Below are 16,303 nucleotides of genomic sequence, written 5' to 3'. Positions count from 1 at the left end.
GACGTCATGCCGGAGTGGTATCGCGCGCACCCGCTCGCCGAGCTACCCGACATCACCCGCGACCACCGCGCGCACTGGGCCCACTCCATCGAGGGGCTCACGCGCGGTTGGAGCGAGGAGCACAAACAGTGGAAGCCCGAAGCCCACCGCGACCACGGCTTCTATCCGCGCATCGCCCTGCGCCTGCTCAACTACGGCATGCGCAGTGAAAGCGAACTCGCGGCGACGGCGCTCACCCAGGTCCGGCAGGCAGTCGAGAAGGCGATCGCCGACAGCGGTCCCGGCCGCATCGGCCTCGACCTCGCGCTCCACCTCGGCCACGTCAAGGAGAACCTCGGCGGCCTCGCCGGCGGCGCGGATGCCCTCAACGGGCAGAGAGAAGACGGCTCCTGGCCCTTCGCGCCCAACGAGCAGACGGAGACTCTGGGCACGGCCGGCGACACCGCCCTCGGCATCTGCTGCGAACCGATTCTCCGCCTCCTCAATGTCACGCAGCGCACTGGCGACGAGCGCTCGCTGCGCGCCGCCCTCAAAGGGCTCGACTACGTCGAGGCCAACTTCCGCCGCCCCGCCGGCGGGGAAACTTGGGAAGTCCCGCTGCACGCACCGAACCTCCGCGCCGCCGCCCTCGCGGTCGAATGCGGCGTAACTGCATACGAGCTGATCGGGGACGAGCGCTACCTCGACATGGCGCGCTACTGGGCGCGATCCGGCCTGCCCTTCATCTACACCTGGCGCGCCGGCGACCGCGAGGCGATGCGCTTCGCCACCATCTCCGTCTTCGGCGCGACGTTCTACACCATCCCCTGGTTCGCCCGCCCCGTGCAATGGGTCGGCCTGGTGTACAGCCGCGCGCTCCAGCGCCTCGCGCCGCACGACCAATCACTCCCCTGGGGCCACATCGCCGAGGGTATCGTCCTCTCCTGCATCCAGCAGCAGCACATGGCCGAACTCCCCGAGGCGGGCAATCCGTGGCCGGGCGCCTTCCCCGACTCCTACAGCCTGCTCGACGGGAAAGTGTACGGCGCGTGGATCGGGCCGCAGAGCATCATCGAGAGCCTGGAAGACCTGCTCGACGTCCCCGCGACCGACTTCGCGCTCGTCGGCGAACGGCCGGGGCAAATCCGCGTCATCTCCGCGGCGAAGATAGACGGCGCATCGCTGAGCGGCGACCGCCTCACAGTCGCTCTTCGCTACCCCGCCGGACGCACTTGCCACAGCGTCCTCACGTGCATCGCGAGGCCCGCGCGCGTACTCGCGGATGACGCCGAGATTCCCGAGGTCACGGATCTCGACCCCGCGCCCGCCGGCTGGTGGGCCGACACCACGCGCGGCTACCTCGTCATCAAGCACCCCTCCCGCGCCGGCGAGATCAAATTGGCAATCCACGGCGCCCGTTTCGCGCCAAGTCCGACCCGCGGCGCTGCTGGGGCGCTCACCAACACCGGCTTCGAGGAGGGCATGGCCGACTGGACCGGAGAGGGGAAGATCGGCACCGATGATTCGCACAGCGGCCGGGCATCATTGCGCATTGACGGCGCCGCCGCCCGCGCCGAACAGCAGGTGTATTCCGAGGTCGTCAGAGTCACGCCCGACGTTGACCATACGCTCGAGGCGTGGGTTCGGGTTCTCACCGAAAAGACGGGCTATAAAGTGACCATTGACTGGCTCGACGCCGACGGCCGCCACATCACCTATGACAACGATTGGCAGGGCGCCGACCGCCCGACACAGTGGTCGCCGCACGGCGGCGTGTTCCGGTCGCCGAAGAACGCCTCCCTCGCCCGCCTCATCCTCGGCGCCCACCCCGGCGTGACCATCCTCCTCGACGACATCACCTTCGCGCCGCGATAGGGAAAGGCCACGCTCTCGTACGACCCCTAACCCCTCTCCCCCTCAGGGCTTAGCATTACCCGCATCTTGTTCGCGGCGTCTGTGCGGCGCGCGAGATAGGCCCTGAGCGTGCACACGCTTGCGACGTGACTCGCCGTCACTTTGGAGTGCGGCGATTCACCTGTCCTGAGCCAAGTCGAACGGATCGCCGCTTTCGAAAGCGGGAGTGAACTCCGCACTCCATAAGGCGTCTCCTGCGGACGCATCCTCTGGGCAGGCGAAACCCAGCCTTTCGAGCGGCTTCACAAGGGAGGAGTGGGTGATGATACGCTTCCGAGCAGAGGCTTGCCCGCCGGACGCGGACCGGGTGAGGGTGCCACGACTGTGTTGCGCACACCGCCATCGCAAGATGCTATGCTCAACGCGGCGAGCGTACTTGCCCGCCTTAGCTTTAGCGGCGGCGGGAGCGACGCCATGCCTACGGCGTGCAAGCTTTAGCGGCGTGACCGCTGCTCATGCTCGCTCTGCCAAGGAGTATGGTGGCACAGCCGTCTCTACGCCCGCTCAGGGCGGCGTCATGAGGGAGGGGCTTTCCCGAAAGAGAGGTGTTAAGCGGGCAATTCACGTGCGTTTGCGTTTCCTTGCGTTCTCGCGTATCAGCCGGCGCGCCTTGCGATGCCATGCCTTGCAGGCCGCCCTAATTTCGCGGTTGCTGAGCGTTGGGTAGATCCGGTCCGGGGCCTGGACGTTCGCATACTCGGCGAGATGGGAAGCGGAGGAGAGGAAGACCTCGATCTTCTCCAGACAATGCCACAAGGTTCTGGTTGAACGCTCGATGCGTTCCCACTCGGCAACTGCCATACCTGCAAGAGAGAAGAACTTCCCGTCGAACGCCACCCAGCCGGCGGCGATGAGGTTGGAAAAGCCGCGGCGGAGCTCGTCACTCGAGAAGATAGCGTGGTTGATTACATCGCCCCACGCAATCACGTCGGTCAGCGTAGCGCCGGCGGTTCCATGGGCTTTGTGTTCGCGCTCAGCGCACGCGACCGCCAACAGGAGCCAAGCATCAGACCAGGTGAATTCTGGTTTCATGAACGGGACATGCAGCTCGGATCGCGCACCGGGCCGACGGCTGCGACCCAATATGGCTCGTAGCTATACAATAATCCTTCAGCAGACGCGAGTCAACGCGGTTAGCCGCTCCCAGAGGCAACCTGTCTGCCCGGGAGTTGAGCTGGGAATGGGGCGCCGTAGAGGAAGACGAACGGGACCGCGAACGTAACGCGTTCTCCGTACCCGATTGCGTCTATGCCGTCTCGGCGTCCCATTTCATGGAGTCATTCTTCCCACTGCACTGTGATATCTTGGAGGTCGTGCCGGTTGTACGCAATCACCGTCGCGCGAGTAGTGCTCTTGCGAGCGGGTTCATAATGCTTGCCCCAAGAGGAGACAAAGAGACTGTATCCGCCCCCGACCTTCTTCCTTGCCTCGATCTTCGCTCGCTCCACCGTTACGCCGCTCATTAGCGGGTAGGTCACTATGGCCAGAACGATGGCGAGGGCCGCCCCTACGACGAAGCCAGCCGACGGCTTCTGCCACGGCCGTCTGTATCCGATCTGCTGTTCATCCATGGCTGCCAGGATCACCGGCGCCGTGAGCCTGCGGTAAATCCATCCCCAGAGGATGAGTGGGCCAATCACCAAGAGAGCCCCTTGGGCCACGGCAAACGGGCGCAGCCTCAGATACGTCAAGGCGAGGTCGAGCGGCATCCTTAACGTAAACGGCGCTACCAGGAGAAAGGCAACATAGCAGGTCACCAAGAAGGCGGCGAGCAGCGCCATGAAGCGGGCGGTCTTCAGACTTGTCCGGCGCAGAAGGATTCCCGGGATTATCGCGAGGGTGCCGAAGTTCAATGCGACGCCGCGTGGAGCCGCGCGAGAGAGACCCCATGCGAAGTCCAAGAGGCCGAAAATGATGAGTACTGCTCCTACCGTGCTCACCGACTTGCGATAATCATTCATGTGTGTGGCCCCCTAGGAACTCTGTCGCGTCACAAGCCGTGTGACACTCGTTCCGCGAATGGGAATGTGTTCCTACCACTAGGATGCGACGAAGGCAAGGGGGCCCGCACAGAGGTCCCCCTGCCAGGGCATGCGATAGGAATCTGCGACGCACGGGAGGCCGCCGCGGCTCCCACAAGGATGACAGCCACCGAAAAGGCAGGAGAACACCACCCTCCCGACGTAAGTTCCGCTGACCCCACACAGGAGGCTGTCCAACCGTGCCCACGCAGAAGCGAACCACCGCAATCCGGCCCACCCGCCGCCTTACGGAACGCCACATCCTCGCCGCTTACAACATCGCCAAGGAGCGCTACGCGGCCCTCGGGATCAACACCGACCGCGCCGTCCGCGCCGTTCTGCGCGTGCCGATCTCCGTCCAGTGCTGGCAGGCCGATGACGTCCGCGGCCTCGAAGCCGCCGCGGGCGCGCTCGATTCGGGCGGCCTGCAAGCCACCGGCAACTACCCCGGCGCGGCGCGCACCGGCGACGAGATCCGCCAGGACTTTGACCAGGCCTCGCTGTGGATCCCCGGCGCGGTGCGCTTCAACATTCACGCCATGTACGCCGAAACCGGCGGCAAGCGCGTTGACCGCGACGCGCTCGAGCCCAGGCACTTCTCGCGCTGGGTTGACTGGGCCAAGCGCCGCAAGATCGGCCTCGACTTCAACCCGACCTGCTTCGCGCACCCCATGGTCAGGGACGGCCTGACGCTCTCCAGCCCCAGCAAGCCCGTGCGCGAGTTCTGGATTCGCCACTGCCTCGCGTGCCGCAAGGTCGCGCGCTCCATCGCCGCGCGGCTCGGCGACTGCGTCAACAACATCTGGATTCCCGACGGGCGCAAGGACACCACGGTGGATCGCTGGGGGCCGCGCGAGCGGCTGGTCGCGGCGCTCGACGAGATCCTCGACCGCAAGATGAAAGGCGTCGTGGATTCAGTCGAGAGCAAGCTCTTCGGCATCGGCTGCGAGGATTACACCGTCGGCTCGCACGAGTTCTACCTGGCCTACGCGGCGACGCGCGGTGTCGTCGTCTGCTTCGACATGGGGCATTTCCATCCCACCGAGAGCGTCGCCGACAAGGTCTCCTCCGCGCTTCAGTTCGTGGATCGCCTGCTCATCCACGTCAGCCGCGGCGTACGCTGGGACAGCGACCACGTCGTGCTCGCGACGGACGAGGTCAATGCCCTGTGCGACGAGGCGGTGCGCGGCAAGGCGCTCGACCGCATCTACTGGGCGATGGACTACTTCGACGCCAGCATCAACCGCGTCGGCGCGTGGGTGATCGGCGCGCGCGCCCTGCGCAAGGCGTTGCTGCGGGCGATGCTCGAACCGTGGGATCTTCACCGCCGCGCGGAGCACGACGGCCGCGGCGCGGACAAGCTCGCGCTGCTCGAGCGCCGCAACGAAATGCCCCTCGGCGCGGTGTGGGATTATGCGTGCCACCAGGCAGCCGTGCCGGCCGGCCTGTCCTGGCTCAGCGACCTCGCGTCATACGAGAAGCGCGTTCTCTCGCGGCGCTGACCGGCCGCGCCGCCGGCGCGTGACGACGCTCGCCGCGAACGGATATGGTGGCGCAAGCGTCTCGCTTGCGATGCCCCGGACGGCCAGTGCCCGCCCTACACCGTCACCGCCGTTGACTGCGACTGCTCTTCGATCTCCGCCGGGGTCACTTCGCGCTGCAACTGCGCGGACAGATAGATCCCCTCGCTGATGAGCATCGTCGAGAGGGCAATCCCCGCCGTGTCTATCAGCGGCACCCGCCCTTGCAGCGCCGCCACCCAATGCGCCTGCGGGCTATCGTACGCATCGGTATCGGCGACGCACTGGTGCCAGCGCCAGTCCGCCGACTTGAGGTCGAACGTCGCATCCATCTCCATGTCCGCGACCGTCGAATGATACGCGAACGGCGACAGTTGAATCCCGCCCCGCGACCCGACCAGCCTGCTCCCGACTCCCGGCTCCGCGAGATGCAGCGCCCAGCTCTCCTCGATGAAAAACGTCACCCCGCCCGCCAGCCGCGCCAGGCCCACGCCCAACTCCTCGACATCGTACCTGCCGTTTTCCTGCCGGTCCGCGTACATCGGGATCTCCTGATGCGTCGCCCCGGTTACCGATGCGAGCGCGGGATTGCCCAGGAGATGCAGCATCTGCGCGATGTGGTACACCCCCATGTCGAACATCGCGCCGCCCGCAGCGATGCTCTTCTGCACGAATGAACTCGTCCCGTAACCGTCCACGTCCGGCCGCCCGCGCCGGCGGAACCCGATGGACTTCGCATAATAGGGCGTCCCGAGATACCCCTCCTGCAGCAGCCGCTGCGCCGCCTTCGTCTCCACCGAGAACAGACTGCCGAGCTGGATGCTCAGCAGCCGGCCGGTCCTGTGCGCGGCCTCGACCATAGTCTTGCCGTCCGCGTACGACCCCGCGATCGGCTTCTCGCAGTACACGTGCTTGCCCGCCTCCAGCGCGGCGATCGTCACCGGCGCGTGGAAGTTGTTGTGCAGGCATACGTCAACCGCCTCGATCTCCTCGATCTCCAGCAGCTTGCGGAAATCGGTCAGCACCTTCGGCCCGCCGTTCTCCGCCGCCACCCGGTTCGCCTCCGCCTCATCAACATCGGCGAAAGCCACCAACTCCACCGGCAGCTTCTGATACGCCGCGATGTGCCGCTTGCCGATCTGCCCCACGCCGATAATGCCGATCTTCACCCGGTCTCCCATCTCGTCTCTTCGCTCCTTACGCAGCCGCGGGCTCGCCGCGCGAGGTCCTGCGGAACGCCCTGGCCTCGTGATGCCGCGCCTCCCGTCCCTGCGCCGTTAGGATTGCGCCGAATTCGCCGCCCCCGCGGCGCTCTCCTCCCGCGTCGGGTTGGGCGTCCCCCGGACTCCGCGCGCGCCGGCGCCACTTGTCTCAAGATACGCCGGGAATGTGGAAGAGGTGAATGGCCTTGGGCAGTCCGCGTCATCCGGCGCGGGCTGGCCGCGGGTCGTGTTTCGGCGCCAGAGAACAACTTGGCGGTCTGATCGCACTACGGAGCGCAGCATGCGACGCAGCACGGTCTGTTGCATCATTGCGATATCGGCGTTCGCCTCGTTCGCCGGGGGAGCCGTACACGACCTATCCGAAATCGCCCCCTGGGAACGCGTATCCATGGCGGTCGCAGCGCGCCAATTGTCGTAGTACGGGTTGCTTATGGCCACTGAACTACGCGGGAGCCGCGCGGCCCGCACGTGTCGCGAATGAGTCCGGGCGGCGCGGCGAAGCCGACACGAAGCCGGCGACGCTGACTCGCCGGCGGTGTCACACAGCACAGGCTGGCACAGTTCGAAGGAATGGCATGATGAGGCAATATCGCAGCACGGTTCTCGCGGCACTAGCGGTCGCAGCATCAATCACCTGGGCCGACGCGGCGACGGTCGCGATCGTCAAGAGTCGCCCCCTACCCGCGTACAACGCGGCGCAGCAGGGATTCATGGGTGTCGTGGGCAGTCAGGCCCGCCCCACCTACTACACCCTCACCGGAGAACCGGCTGTCGCGCGCAAAGTCGCAGCGGAGATCAGGTCGAGCTCTCCCACTCTCGTCCTCGCGCTGGGAACCGAAGCCGCGGACCAGGTCGGAGGCGCCGTCGGCCGCATTCCCGTCGTCTTCGCGATGGTCGTGGATCCGGTGCAGAGCGGCCTCGTCAGCAACCCCGCGCGGCCGGGCAAGACCATGACCGGCGTGTCCCTCGCCATTACGCCATCGGAGACGCTGCAGATACTGAAGCGCGCGGTACCCACAGCGCAGCGCGTCGGCGTCATCTACGACCCTGCGCAGAGCCAGCGGGCGGTGCGCGCGATGACCGACGCGGCGCCCAGCCACGGGCTGCAGATCGTCACTCGATCGGTGCGCTCCGCGGCCGAAGTCCCGCGCGCGGCGGAAGCACTGCGCGGCAAGATAGATGTCCTCTACGCCCCCGTTGACGGCACCGTGTACAGCCCGCAGTCAGCGAAGTTTGTCCTGCTCTTCGCGCTGCGCAACGGCATCCCGGTTGTCGGATTTTCAGCGAACTTGGTCGAGGCCGGGGCGCTCCTCGCGCTCTACCCCGACTATACGGATATCGGCCGCCAGGCCGGCTACCTGGCGCAGCGCGTCCTCTCCGGCGAGTCGGCGGGAAGCATCCCGCTCGCCAAACCCAGAAAGTCTCTGCTCGCCATCAACCTCAGCGTCGAGCGCACGTTGGGTTTGACGATACCGCAGTCACTGCGGAAAACGGCCGACCGAGTGTTCAAATGATGTCGCAGCCCGCGACGGCGGCCCGAGCGGCCGGGCGGCGAGGCCGCTCGCCGGCGCAAGGCACCTGGTAATGTTGACGACGATGAAGTGCGCGCAGCCGGATCGTGCAACGACCGGGGCAAGGTAAGTTAAGATGTGGATATCCAAGAGACTCCGAAGCCTGAGCTTGGGCTTGAGCGTGCAGTTTGCGATTCTCGCCACGCTGCTGTTGGTGCTCGCCGGGGGCGTGTTGGGTATGTTCTTCGTGCGCCAGCAGTCGCATCAGATACGGGAAAGCCTCGAAGCGCGCGGCATGACCTTGGCGAAGAACGCCGCCTACCACAGCGAGTACGGAATCCTCATCGGCTCCAAGGAGATGATCGAGAACCTCCTCGCGGGCATGATTATCGAGCCCGATGTCGCCTATGCGGTCGTCCAAGATGCCCGAGGAAGCGTGCTCGGCAGCGCGGGAGCCAAGGCGGACGAGGCCGTCGTCGGCGGGCCGGTCGGCCATACCGCCCTGGAGGCGGACGAGCCCATAGCGCAGCCGCATCACCTGCGCTCCGGCGCGCCGCTGCTCGAAATCACCGCGCCCGTGCGCACCGCCGCCGGCGAAATGCCGGGGCTCGAGTCCTCGCTCTTGCTCGAAGCCGCGCCCACCGTGCCCGCCGACCCCGGCACCAAGCGCTCCGAGCGCATCGGCACCGTGCGCGTCGGTATGTCGCTCGATCGCGTCAACGCCAGCATCGCCGGTGCCGCGCGCGGCACCGCTCTCCTCACCGCGGCCGTTATCCTGTGCGCCGTGCTCCTCGTCTTCGCCCTCGGTCGCACTGTCACCAGGCCGCTGCACCAACTCGTCATCGCCGCCCAGCGCGTTGCCCAGGGCGACCTGACGCTCGAAATAGACGAGCGCCGGCGCGACGAGATAGGCCAGTTGGCCAGCACCTTCAACCAGATGGTGCGCAGCTTGCGCACCCTCATCAAGCGCATGCAAGACGGCATCATCCAGGTCGGCGCCGCCTCCTCTGACATCGAGGGCCTCGCCGAGCAGCAGACCGCCGGCTCCGTCGAGCAAGCCGTATCGGTCGAGGAAATCACCTCGTCGCTTGAGGAACTCGCCATGTCCGCGGCCGGTATTGCCGGGCGCTCCGAGTCGGTCGTGTCAACCGCCGAGGAGACCGTCGCCGCCGCCACCGGCGGCCAGCGTGCAACCGTCACCGCCCTCGAGGCCATGGATCGCATCCGCGAGACGGTGCAGAATATCGCCCGCACCACCGTCCGCCTCGGCGACCGCTCCCAGAAGATCGGCGACGTGCTCGATATCATCCAGGAAATCTCCTCGGAGACGCACCTGCTCGCGGTCAACGCCGCCATCGAAAGCGCCGCCGCCGGCGAGCACGGCCGCCGCTTCTCGGTCGTCGCCGGTGAAGTGCACCGCCTCGCCGAACGCTCGCGCGCGTCGGCCGAGGAAATCGCCGCCCTCGTCACCGAAATCCAGGCCGCCATCAGCGCCTCCGTCATGGCTACCGAGCAGGGCACCAAGGAAGTCGAGGCGGGCGTCGAACTCGCGCGCGGCGTCGAGAAGGCGCTCGAGGAAATCCTCGCCATGATCGAGAAGACGACCCAGACCGCCAAGGAGATCTCCCTCGCGACGCAGCAGCAGCGCGGCGCCAGCGACCAGGTCGTCGCCGTCATCCGCGGCATCGCCGACAATGCTCGCGACGCCGCCGAGGGCATGAAGCGCGCCGCCGGCCTCGTCGCCCAGCTCACCACCCTCGCCGCCGGATTCAGGGAGGAAGCGAGCCGCTTTGCGTTCGATGACCACCCCCCCGCGGGCGCCGATCCGGGAACCGGTGCAGGAACTGACAGCCGCCTCGTTGAAGAGCCAACGTAGCTCGCTAGATCCCTAGGAGGTGCATCATGCGCGCTCGTTCGCTCGCGGCGGCGCTCGTCGCGTTGTTCGCATTCACGGCTCTGGCTCCCGGCCTCGCTCTCGCGCAGACCAAAGAGAAGGCCTACAACCCCTTCACGCCGGACAACATCAAGCGGATCCCTGCGACGCTCGACTCCCTCAGCGGCATGTCGGTCAAGTTCAAGACCATGGACGGCATCCCGTTCACGCTCACGGCCATGAACCCCAAGCTCCTGCTGTTCAAGGACATGAAAATCGGCGATCCGAGGCAAATCAAGCCCGGCGACAAGCTCATCGTCTACTACAACGCGCCGCCCGTGCAGGGGGAGATGAAACTGCTGTGGGCCATCATGGACCCGCCGTCTGAGATTCTCCTCGTCGAGATGCGCGCGAAGCCCATCGCCGCGACGTTCAAGTCATTCAAGGCCGCGAGCCGCCAGCTCACCGTGCAAACCAACGGCCGCGCCAAGACCTACACCGTGGTCGCGCCGGTCATGGCCGTCCGCGAGGCAAAGGAAGCGGTGCTCGGCAAGGCCGACAGCGAAGAGAAGCGGGGCTACTCTTCGGGCGACAAGCTCCTGCTCATCATGACCGCCGACCGCAAGCAGGTGCGCATGGTCATGGATCGCAAGACCTACGACCTCTACGCGCCAGCCATCAAGAAGTTCCCGGTCCCGCCCGCGTCGAAGATACCGAAGAAGTGATCGCGGCGCTCCCTCGCCGCCTTATCACCGGGCCGCACGATGCGCGCGCAGCCTGCGCAACACCCGCAGGTTGCGCGCGTCCGCGTCACCCTCCTTCGGCGTCTCGATGATCCCCGCAACATCGGCGAGGCGCGGGTGCTGGAGCAACGCCCGGAAGCCCGCCCGTCCGATCGTGCCCCGGCCAATGTGCGCGTGGGCGTCACGCCGCGATCCGGCGGGATGCTTCGCGTCGTTGAGATGCACCGCCCCCAGCCGCCCCAGACCTACCGTGCGGTCCAACGCTTCGAGCACCGCGCCGACCGCCTCCGCGCCGCTCAGGTCATACCCCGCCACATGCGCGTGACACGTGTCCAGGCATACGCCCACGCCCGGCGGATTCCCCGCTTGCGCCAGCACCGCCGCGAGATCCTCAAATCGCCAACCGACCCCGGTCCCCGCGCCCGAGCCGTTCTCGACGAGCACCGCCAGCCTGCCGCCGGAGGCCCGCGATAACTCGCGCAGCGCCCGCGCCAGCAGCGTGCGGCCCCTGCGCTCGCCGCCCCCGCCGTGATACCCCGCGTGAACCACAAACGCCTCAGCGCCGACCCCGAGCGCGCGCCGCATATCCGCAGCCGCCGAAGTCAGGGACTTGCGCCACAACTCCCGATCCGCCGACGCGAGATTGACGACGTACGACGCGTGGCCGATGAGAGGTCTAATGTCGTGCTTCCCGCGCGCCTCGCGCAGCGCCGCGACATCCGCCCCGGGGTGCTCCGCGCCCGCCGCCCAGCCGCGCGGATTGGAGAGGAACATCTGCATGCACTCGCAGCGCAGTCGCACCGCCTCCGCCGCCGCCCGGCGCAAGCCTTTGCTCACCGGAACGTGGACGCCCAGCCTCATTCGTACCCGTGCCGCCCGGGGTACGGACACAGCGCCGCCCGGGCGAGTAGACACACGCCGCAGCGCGGCCGCGCGGCCTTGCACACCCGCCGCCCGTGCGCGATCACGTTGAGATGCAGCGCGTGCCGCCGCTCCGGCGGAATCAGCGCCTCCAACTCGGCGTGCGCCCTATCGGCTGACGTCTTCGGCTCGATCAGTTCGAGCCGCTACGACACCCGCAGCACGTGCGTGTCCACCGGGAACACTTGCCGGCCCAGAGCGAACAGCAACACCACGTTCGCGGTCTTCAATCCGACGCCGTCGAGGGCAAGCAGGTACTCCCGCGCCTCGTCGTCAGTCATCCGCGCCAGGAAGCCGAGGCTCAGCCTGCCGCGCTCCTCCCGGATCTGGCGCAGGATGCGCTTGATGCGCGGCGCTTTCATCCTACTCAGACCCCCGGGGCGGATGGCGGCCTCGATGCTGCGCACGTCGGCGTCGGCGACAGCATCCCACGAGCCGAAGCGATCCCTTAGGCGCGCGAACGCTACTCCGCTGTTGACGTCCGTGGTGTTCTGCGACAGGATGGTGCCGATGAGAGCGTCCAGCGGGTTCCCCCGGCGGTGGCGCGGCCGCCCGTATTCGCGCTCGAGGCGATCGGCAATCGCAACGACGCGGCGGCGCAGGGCGGCGCCGCGTGCCGCGGCAGCGATGACTCTCGTCGGTCGCGTCGCCGGCGCTGCGGCGGCCTTCCGGCGCGCCTTCGCTGAACCCATGGACGCGCCCTCACGCCTCGATCACGATGGTCTGGTCGCGCCGCGGCCCGGTCCGCACCATGCACAACTGCGCGCCCATGATCTCCGCCAGGCGGTCGAGGTACGCCCGCGCCGCGCGCGGAATGTCCGACAGCGATTTGGCACCGGTCGTGTCCTCGCGCCACCCCTGCATATCTTCGTACACCGGCGTGCAGCGCGCGAGCGTCTCCACCGAGCTTGGGAACGCGTCGCACGTCTCGCCGTCGCAGCGGTAGGAGACACAGACCGGTATCGTGTCGAACTGATCCAGGACATCGAGGTGCGTCACCGCGAGCTTCTCGACGCCGTTGAGCATGGCGGCGCGGCGCGCGACTACTGCGTCGAACCAGCCGATGCGGCGCGGCCGCCCCGTCGTGCTGCCGAACTCGCGCCCCTGGTGGCGGAACTTCTCGGCGAGATCCTCGGCACACTCGGTCGGCAGCGGCCCGCCGCCCACCCGCGTCGTGTATGCCTTGACCACGCCGACGATCGTGTCCAGCCGCTTCGGCGAAACGCCGGTCCCGACACTGGCGCCCGCGGCGATGGGGTTCGAACTGGTGCAGTAGGGATACGTCCCGAAGTCAACATCGAGCAGCGCCCCCTGCGCGCCCTCGAACAGCACCTGCTTGCCCGCGTCCAGCGCGCCGTTGATGACCGCCGGCCCGTCGGCGACCAGCGGCGCCAGTTCCTCGCACGCCGGCGCCAGCGCGTCATAGACCTGCGCGAAGTCCAGCGGGTCGGCGCCGTAGATCTTCACCAGCAGCGCATTCTTCTGCTCGATGTTGGCGGCGAGCTTGTCGCGAAATGCTTCGGGGTGAGTCATGTCCGCCGCGCGGATGCCGTTGCGCGCATACTTATCCGCATACGCCTGGCCGATGCCCCGCAGCGTCGTGCCGATCGCGCCCGCGCCGCGCGCCTTCTCCTCTGCCGCATCGAGCGCCCGGTGGTACGGCAGCACCAGGTGCGCGTTCTCGCTGATCAACAGATTCTCGCGCACCCGCAGCCCGCGCGATTCCAGCTCGCGCATCTCCTCGACCAGGAAGAGCGGATCAGCCACCACCCCATTGCCGAGAACGCACGCCCTCTCGCGCAAAATCCCGCAGGGAATCAAGTGCAGCGCAAAGTGCTCGTCCCCCACGAATACCGTATGACCGGCATTGTTGCCGCCGTTGAAGCGAACCACCAGGTCCGCCTCCGCCGCATACACGTCCACCACGCCGCCCTTGCCCTCATCGCCCCACTGGGCGCCGACCACCACTGTCCCTGGCACGACTTCACACCTCCCGCCGCTCAACGGCAAAAAGGCAAACCCCAAAGGCCGCAGCCGCCTGGGTTTGCCGCGATGTCCCTCCAACTTACCCGCACAATCATACCGATGCGCTCGCATTTGGTCAATGCGCTAGCGCCTCAGCGTGTTCGCGCAGATTCGGCCTGGGCAGCCCGGCTCGTTCACCATTTGAGGCGAAGGACTGGGGCGGCGGTGAAATGCCATGAGCCTGCGCCCTCACCCGGCGCGCCTGCGGCGGCGATCTCGGTGGCCTCTCCCTCGGAAACCGCCTGACCGTCCGGTCGGGCCCCGGACACGATTCCCCGCGCTTTGTGCGCCCGCCCTGGCAAGGCCCTCGGCCCCGCAGGGGAATTAGAGACACGGTAGCGCACGAACGCACCCAAAGAGAATTCGATGAGAAAAGACGACCGCGAGTTGATTCAGCTGCTCAACCAGGCCATCGAGTTGGAGTACGGCGCGCTGTTTCTCATGCCGCAGCACATGGCCCGCCTCAACGACGACGAACTCGTCATGACGCTGCGCGAGGCGTGCCAGGACGAGCTGGAGCACGCGGAGACGACCGCGCGCCTGATTCTCTCGCTCGGCGGCCTGCCCACCGGCGATTTCAAGATGCTGCGCCCGATGTCGAGCGCCGCCGACATGCTGCGCCATCACATCGACGGCGAGAAACGGGTGATTGACCTCTACCGCCGCGCCGTCGCCAAGGCGCAGAAACCGGAGCATCAGACCATCCTGCGCAAGCTCATCGCCGACGAGGAAGCGCACCAGAAAGTCTTCGCCCGCCTGCTCGCGCAAGTCGAAGCGGCGAGCAAAGCGCCCGCGTGATCTCCGTGATCCGGTCCCGCGCCCCGCAACCCCTCTCCCTCGCAGGGACTTGTGCGCCTGTGACGTAGAGGTTGGGTGGGGATGCCCCGTTACGGCAGCGCACGCCGCCGAGCCCGCCCACCCTCGGGCGTGGAACCGCCAAAACGCGTACTCGCCTCAGCGCCTTCCACCACGTGCAACTCACGGTGCGATGGTCATTCCGAGCATGGCCCCGATCAAATCGGGGCTCCGGAATTCCGCGTAGCGGAGTCGGAGTCAAGCGAGGAATCTCGGCATCGCCGCGTGCTCGCTTCGGCGGTGAGCGCATCCCTCTGCGGCATCTCTGTCTGAGGCGGGCAAGCCCACATACGCCCACCGGCCCCCAAATGACCGATACCGCGACCTGCGCTTCGCTCCCGCAAGCGCGACAACGCAGAGCGACGCCGATGCCGTACGTCCTGTCCAGGCCCACATTAGTCTCGCCACATCGCAGCGCGGGGAAGCACCACGGCAGGAAGCCCCCCGCTGCGAAAGGAATCCATTGCCGGAGGTTGTCGTTGCATGGATCGAAAGTCCCGGGCCGTTTGCGACGGCGATTATCCGCGTTTGGGAGGGTCTGGCATCCCGAACGCGTAGAAGAAGTGTGAAGGCGACTGCATGAGTGAGAACCGACGTAAACGCTTCCCCTGGGTGCGCATCATCGTGCTCGCAGTTCTGATTGTCGTCGCTGCGATCGCATACTACTTCGCGTGGGGCCCAGGCAGCGTGCCCGTCGTCCGCGCCGCGCGCGTCGCGCGCGGCAACTTGCAGGTCGAACTCTCGGCGACCGGCATTGTCAAGGCGGACGAGATCCAAGTCGCCTCGGAAGTCCCCGCGCGGATCGAGCGCGTCGCGGTCAAGGAGAACGAGCAGGTGCGCCGCGGACAGGTGCTCGTCGTGCTCGACCGCGAGTCGCTGCAAGCGTACCTCCGCCAGGCGCGCGCGGACCTGGAAGCAGCCCAGGCGCAGGCCCGTCAGGCACAGCAGGGCGTGCGCGCCGAGGAAGCCAACGCGCGCGCCACCATCGAGGCAGCCCAGGCGAATCTACAGGCCGCCGAGGCGCAGCTGCAGCGCCTCGAAACCGGCGCGCGCCCGCAGGAAATCCGCACCGCTGAAGAGCGCGTCGCGCAGACGCAAGCTCAGCTCGGTCAAACGCGCAGCGACCTCGCCCGCCTGGAGCAGCTCTACGGCGACGGCGCCGTCAGTCAGCAAGCGCTCGACCAGGCGCGCACCGCGCACGAGTTGGCCGGGGCCGAGATGCGCGCCGCGCAGGAATCCCTGCGCCTGGTGCGCGAGGGCGCGCGGAGCGAGGATATCGCCGCTGGGCGCGCCCAGGTCGCCGCCGCGCGCGCGGGAGTGGCGCAAGCGCGGGCGCTGGAGCGCGTCGTGGACCTCCGTCGCCGCGAGCACGATGCCGCCACGGCGCTGGAAGAGCGCGCTCGCGCGCAGCTGAGCGCCGCGCAGGCGGAACTGAGCCGCGCCGAGATCACCGCGCCGATGGACGCCACCGTGGTGCGCGTGAACGCGGATCCGGGTGAGGTGGCATACCCCGGCGCGCCGCTGATGGTGCTGTCCGATCTCTCGCACATGTGGGTGGACGCCGAGATTGACGACGTGGACCTCGACAAGATCACGTTGGAGCAAGAGGTCAATGTACTCGCGGAAGCCTTCCCTGGGCGCAGCTTCAAGGGCCGCGTGTACGAGATCGCCAAGTCCGCGGAACCCAAGATGCTGGGGCGCGTGCGCGCGAAGATCGT

At 67.3% G+C, this 16,303-nt stretch carries 12 protein-coding genes and 1 pseudogene; 7 read left to right on the top strand and 6 right to left on the bottom strand.

What is annotated here, in order from left to right:
* A partial coding sequence (locus tag JSV65_11205) for a carbohydrate binding domain-containing protein (GenBank protein UCH33150.1) occupies positions 1-1,854 on the top strand: 1,854 nt, incomplete at its 5' end.
* A gap of 600 nt (positions 1,855-2,454) precedes the next feature.
* Here JSV65_11205 and JSV65_11200 read toward each other — a convergent pair.
* Together JSV65_11200 and JSV65_11195 are read right to left on the bottom strand one after the other, a co-directional pair.
* On the bottom strand, positions 2,455-2,976 hold the full coding sequence (locus JSV65_11200) for a hypothetical protein (protein UCH33149.1): 522 nt from the start codon (positions 2,974-2,976) through the stop codon (positions 2,455-2,457).
* A gap of 194 nt (positions 2,977-3,170) precedes the next feature.
* Entirely contained in the window at positions 3,171-3,854 is a 684-nt protein-coding gene (locus JSV65_11195; GenBank protein UCH33148.1) for a hypothetical protein, read from the bottom strand.
* A gap of 320 nt (positions 3,855-4,174) precedes the next feature.
* Between JSV65_11195 and JSV65_11190 the strand changes: the two genes are divergently transcribed.
* Positions 4,175-5,416 (top strand): L-rhamnose isomerase, encoded by a 1,242-nt coding sequence (locus tag JSV65_11190; protein UCH36757.1) that lies wholly within the window; start codon positions 4,175-4,177, stop codon positions 5,414-5,416.
* 95 nt (positions 5,417-5,511) lie between these two features.
* Here the strand turns inward: JSV65_11190 and JSV65_11185 are convergent, their stop codons facing one another.
* Positions 5,512-6,615: a Gfo/Idh/MocA family oxidoreductase gene (locus JSV65_11185; GenBank protein UCH33147.1), complete on the bottom strand. Its 1,104-nt coding sequence runs from the start codon at positions 6,613-6,615 to the stop codon at positions 5,512-5,514.
* A gap of 617 nt (positions 6,616-7,232) precedes the next feature.
* Here JSV65_11185 and JSV65_11180 point away from each other — a divergent pair.
* From JSV65_11180 to JSV65_11170, 3 genes are all read left to right on the top strand, one after another.
* Positions 7,233-8,171 carry an ABC transporter substrate-binding protein gene (locus JSV65_11180; GenBank protein UCH33146.1) on the top strand — a complete coding sequence of 313 codons (939 nt, stop codon included), beginning with the start codon at positions 7,233-7,235 and terminating at the stop codon, positions 8,169-8,171.
* Between the two features lie 172 nt (positions 8,172-8,343).
* A complete protein-coding gene (locus JSV65_11175; protein UCH33145.1) occupies positions 8,344-10,044 on the top strand; it encodes a methyl-accepting chemotaxis protein in 1,701 nt (566 codons plus the stop codon).
* A 26-nt stretch (positions 10,045-10,070) separates the two neighbouring features.
* Positions 10,071-10,766, top strand: a complete 696-nt coding sequence (locus tag JSV65_11170; GenBank protein ID UCH33144.1) for a hypothetical protein — start codon at positions 10,071-10,073, stop codon at positions 10,764-10,766.
* 24 nt (positions 10,767-10,790) lie between these two features.
* Here the strand turns inward: JSV65_11170 and JSV65_11165 are convergent, their stop codons facing one another.
* The 3 genes and pseudogenes from JSV65_11165 to JSV65_11155 form a co-directional block, all read right to left on the bottom strand.
* Positions 10,791-11,645, bottom strand: coding sequence for a deoxyribonuclease IV (locus JSV65_11165; protein UCH33143.1), 855 nt, complete (start codon positions 11,643-11,645; stop codon positions 10,791-10,793).
* Positions 11,642-12,397, bottom strand: a pseudogene (locus JSV65_11160) (endonuclease III). The gene JSV65_11165 and the pseudogene JSV65_11160 overlap by 4 nt, the downstream one beginning before the upstream one ends.
* A gap of 10 nt (positions 12,398-12,407) precedes the next feature.
* Positions 12,408-13,685, bottom strand: a complete 1,278-nt coding sequence (locus JSV65_11155) for an adenylosuccinate synthase (GenBank protein UCH33142.1) — start codon at positions 13,683-13,685, stop codon at positions 12,408-12,410.
* 411 nt (positions 13,686-14,096) lie between these two features.
* Between JSV65_11155 and JSV65_11150 the strand changes: the two genes are divergently transcribed.
* Positions 14,097-14,528: a ferritin-like domain-containing protein gene (locus JSV65_11150; protein UCH33141.1), complete on the top strand. Its 432-nt coding sequence runs from the start codon at positions 14,097-14,099 to the stop codon at positions 14,526-14,528.
* 636 nt (positions 14,529-15,164) lie between these two features.
* A partial coding sequence (locus tag JSV65_11145) for an efflux RND transporter periplasmic adaptor subunit (GenBank protein ID UCH33140.1) occupies positions 15,165-16,303 on the top strand: 1,139 nt, incomplete at its 3' end.

The organism is Armatimonadota bacterium, assembly GCA_020354555.1.
Lineage (GTDB): Bacteria > Armatimonadota > Hebobacteria.
The sequence above is the reverse complement of the archived record's forward strand: the minus strand, read 5'-3'. Positions and strand labels throughout refer to the sequence as shown.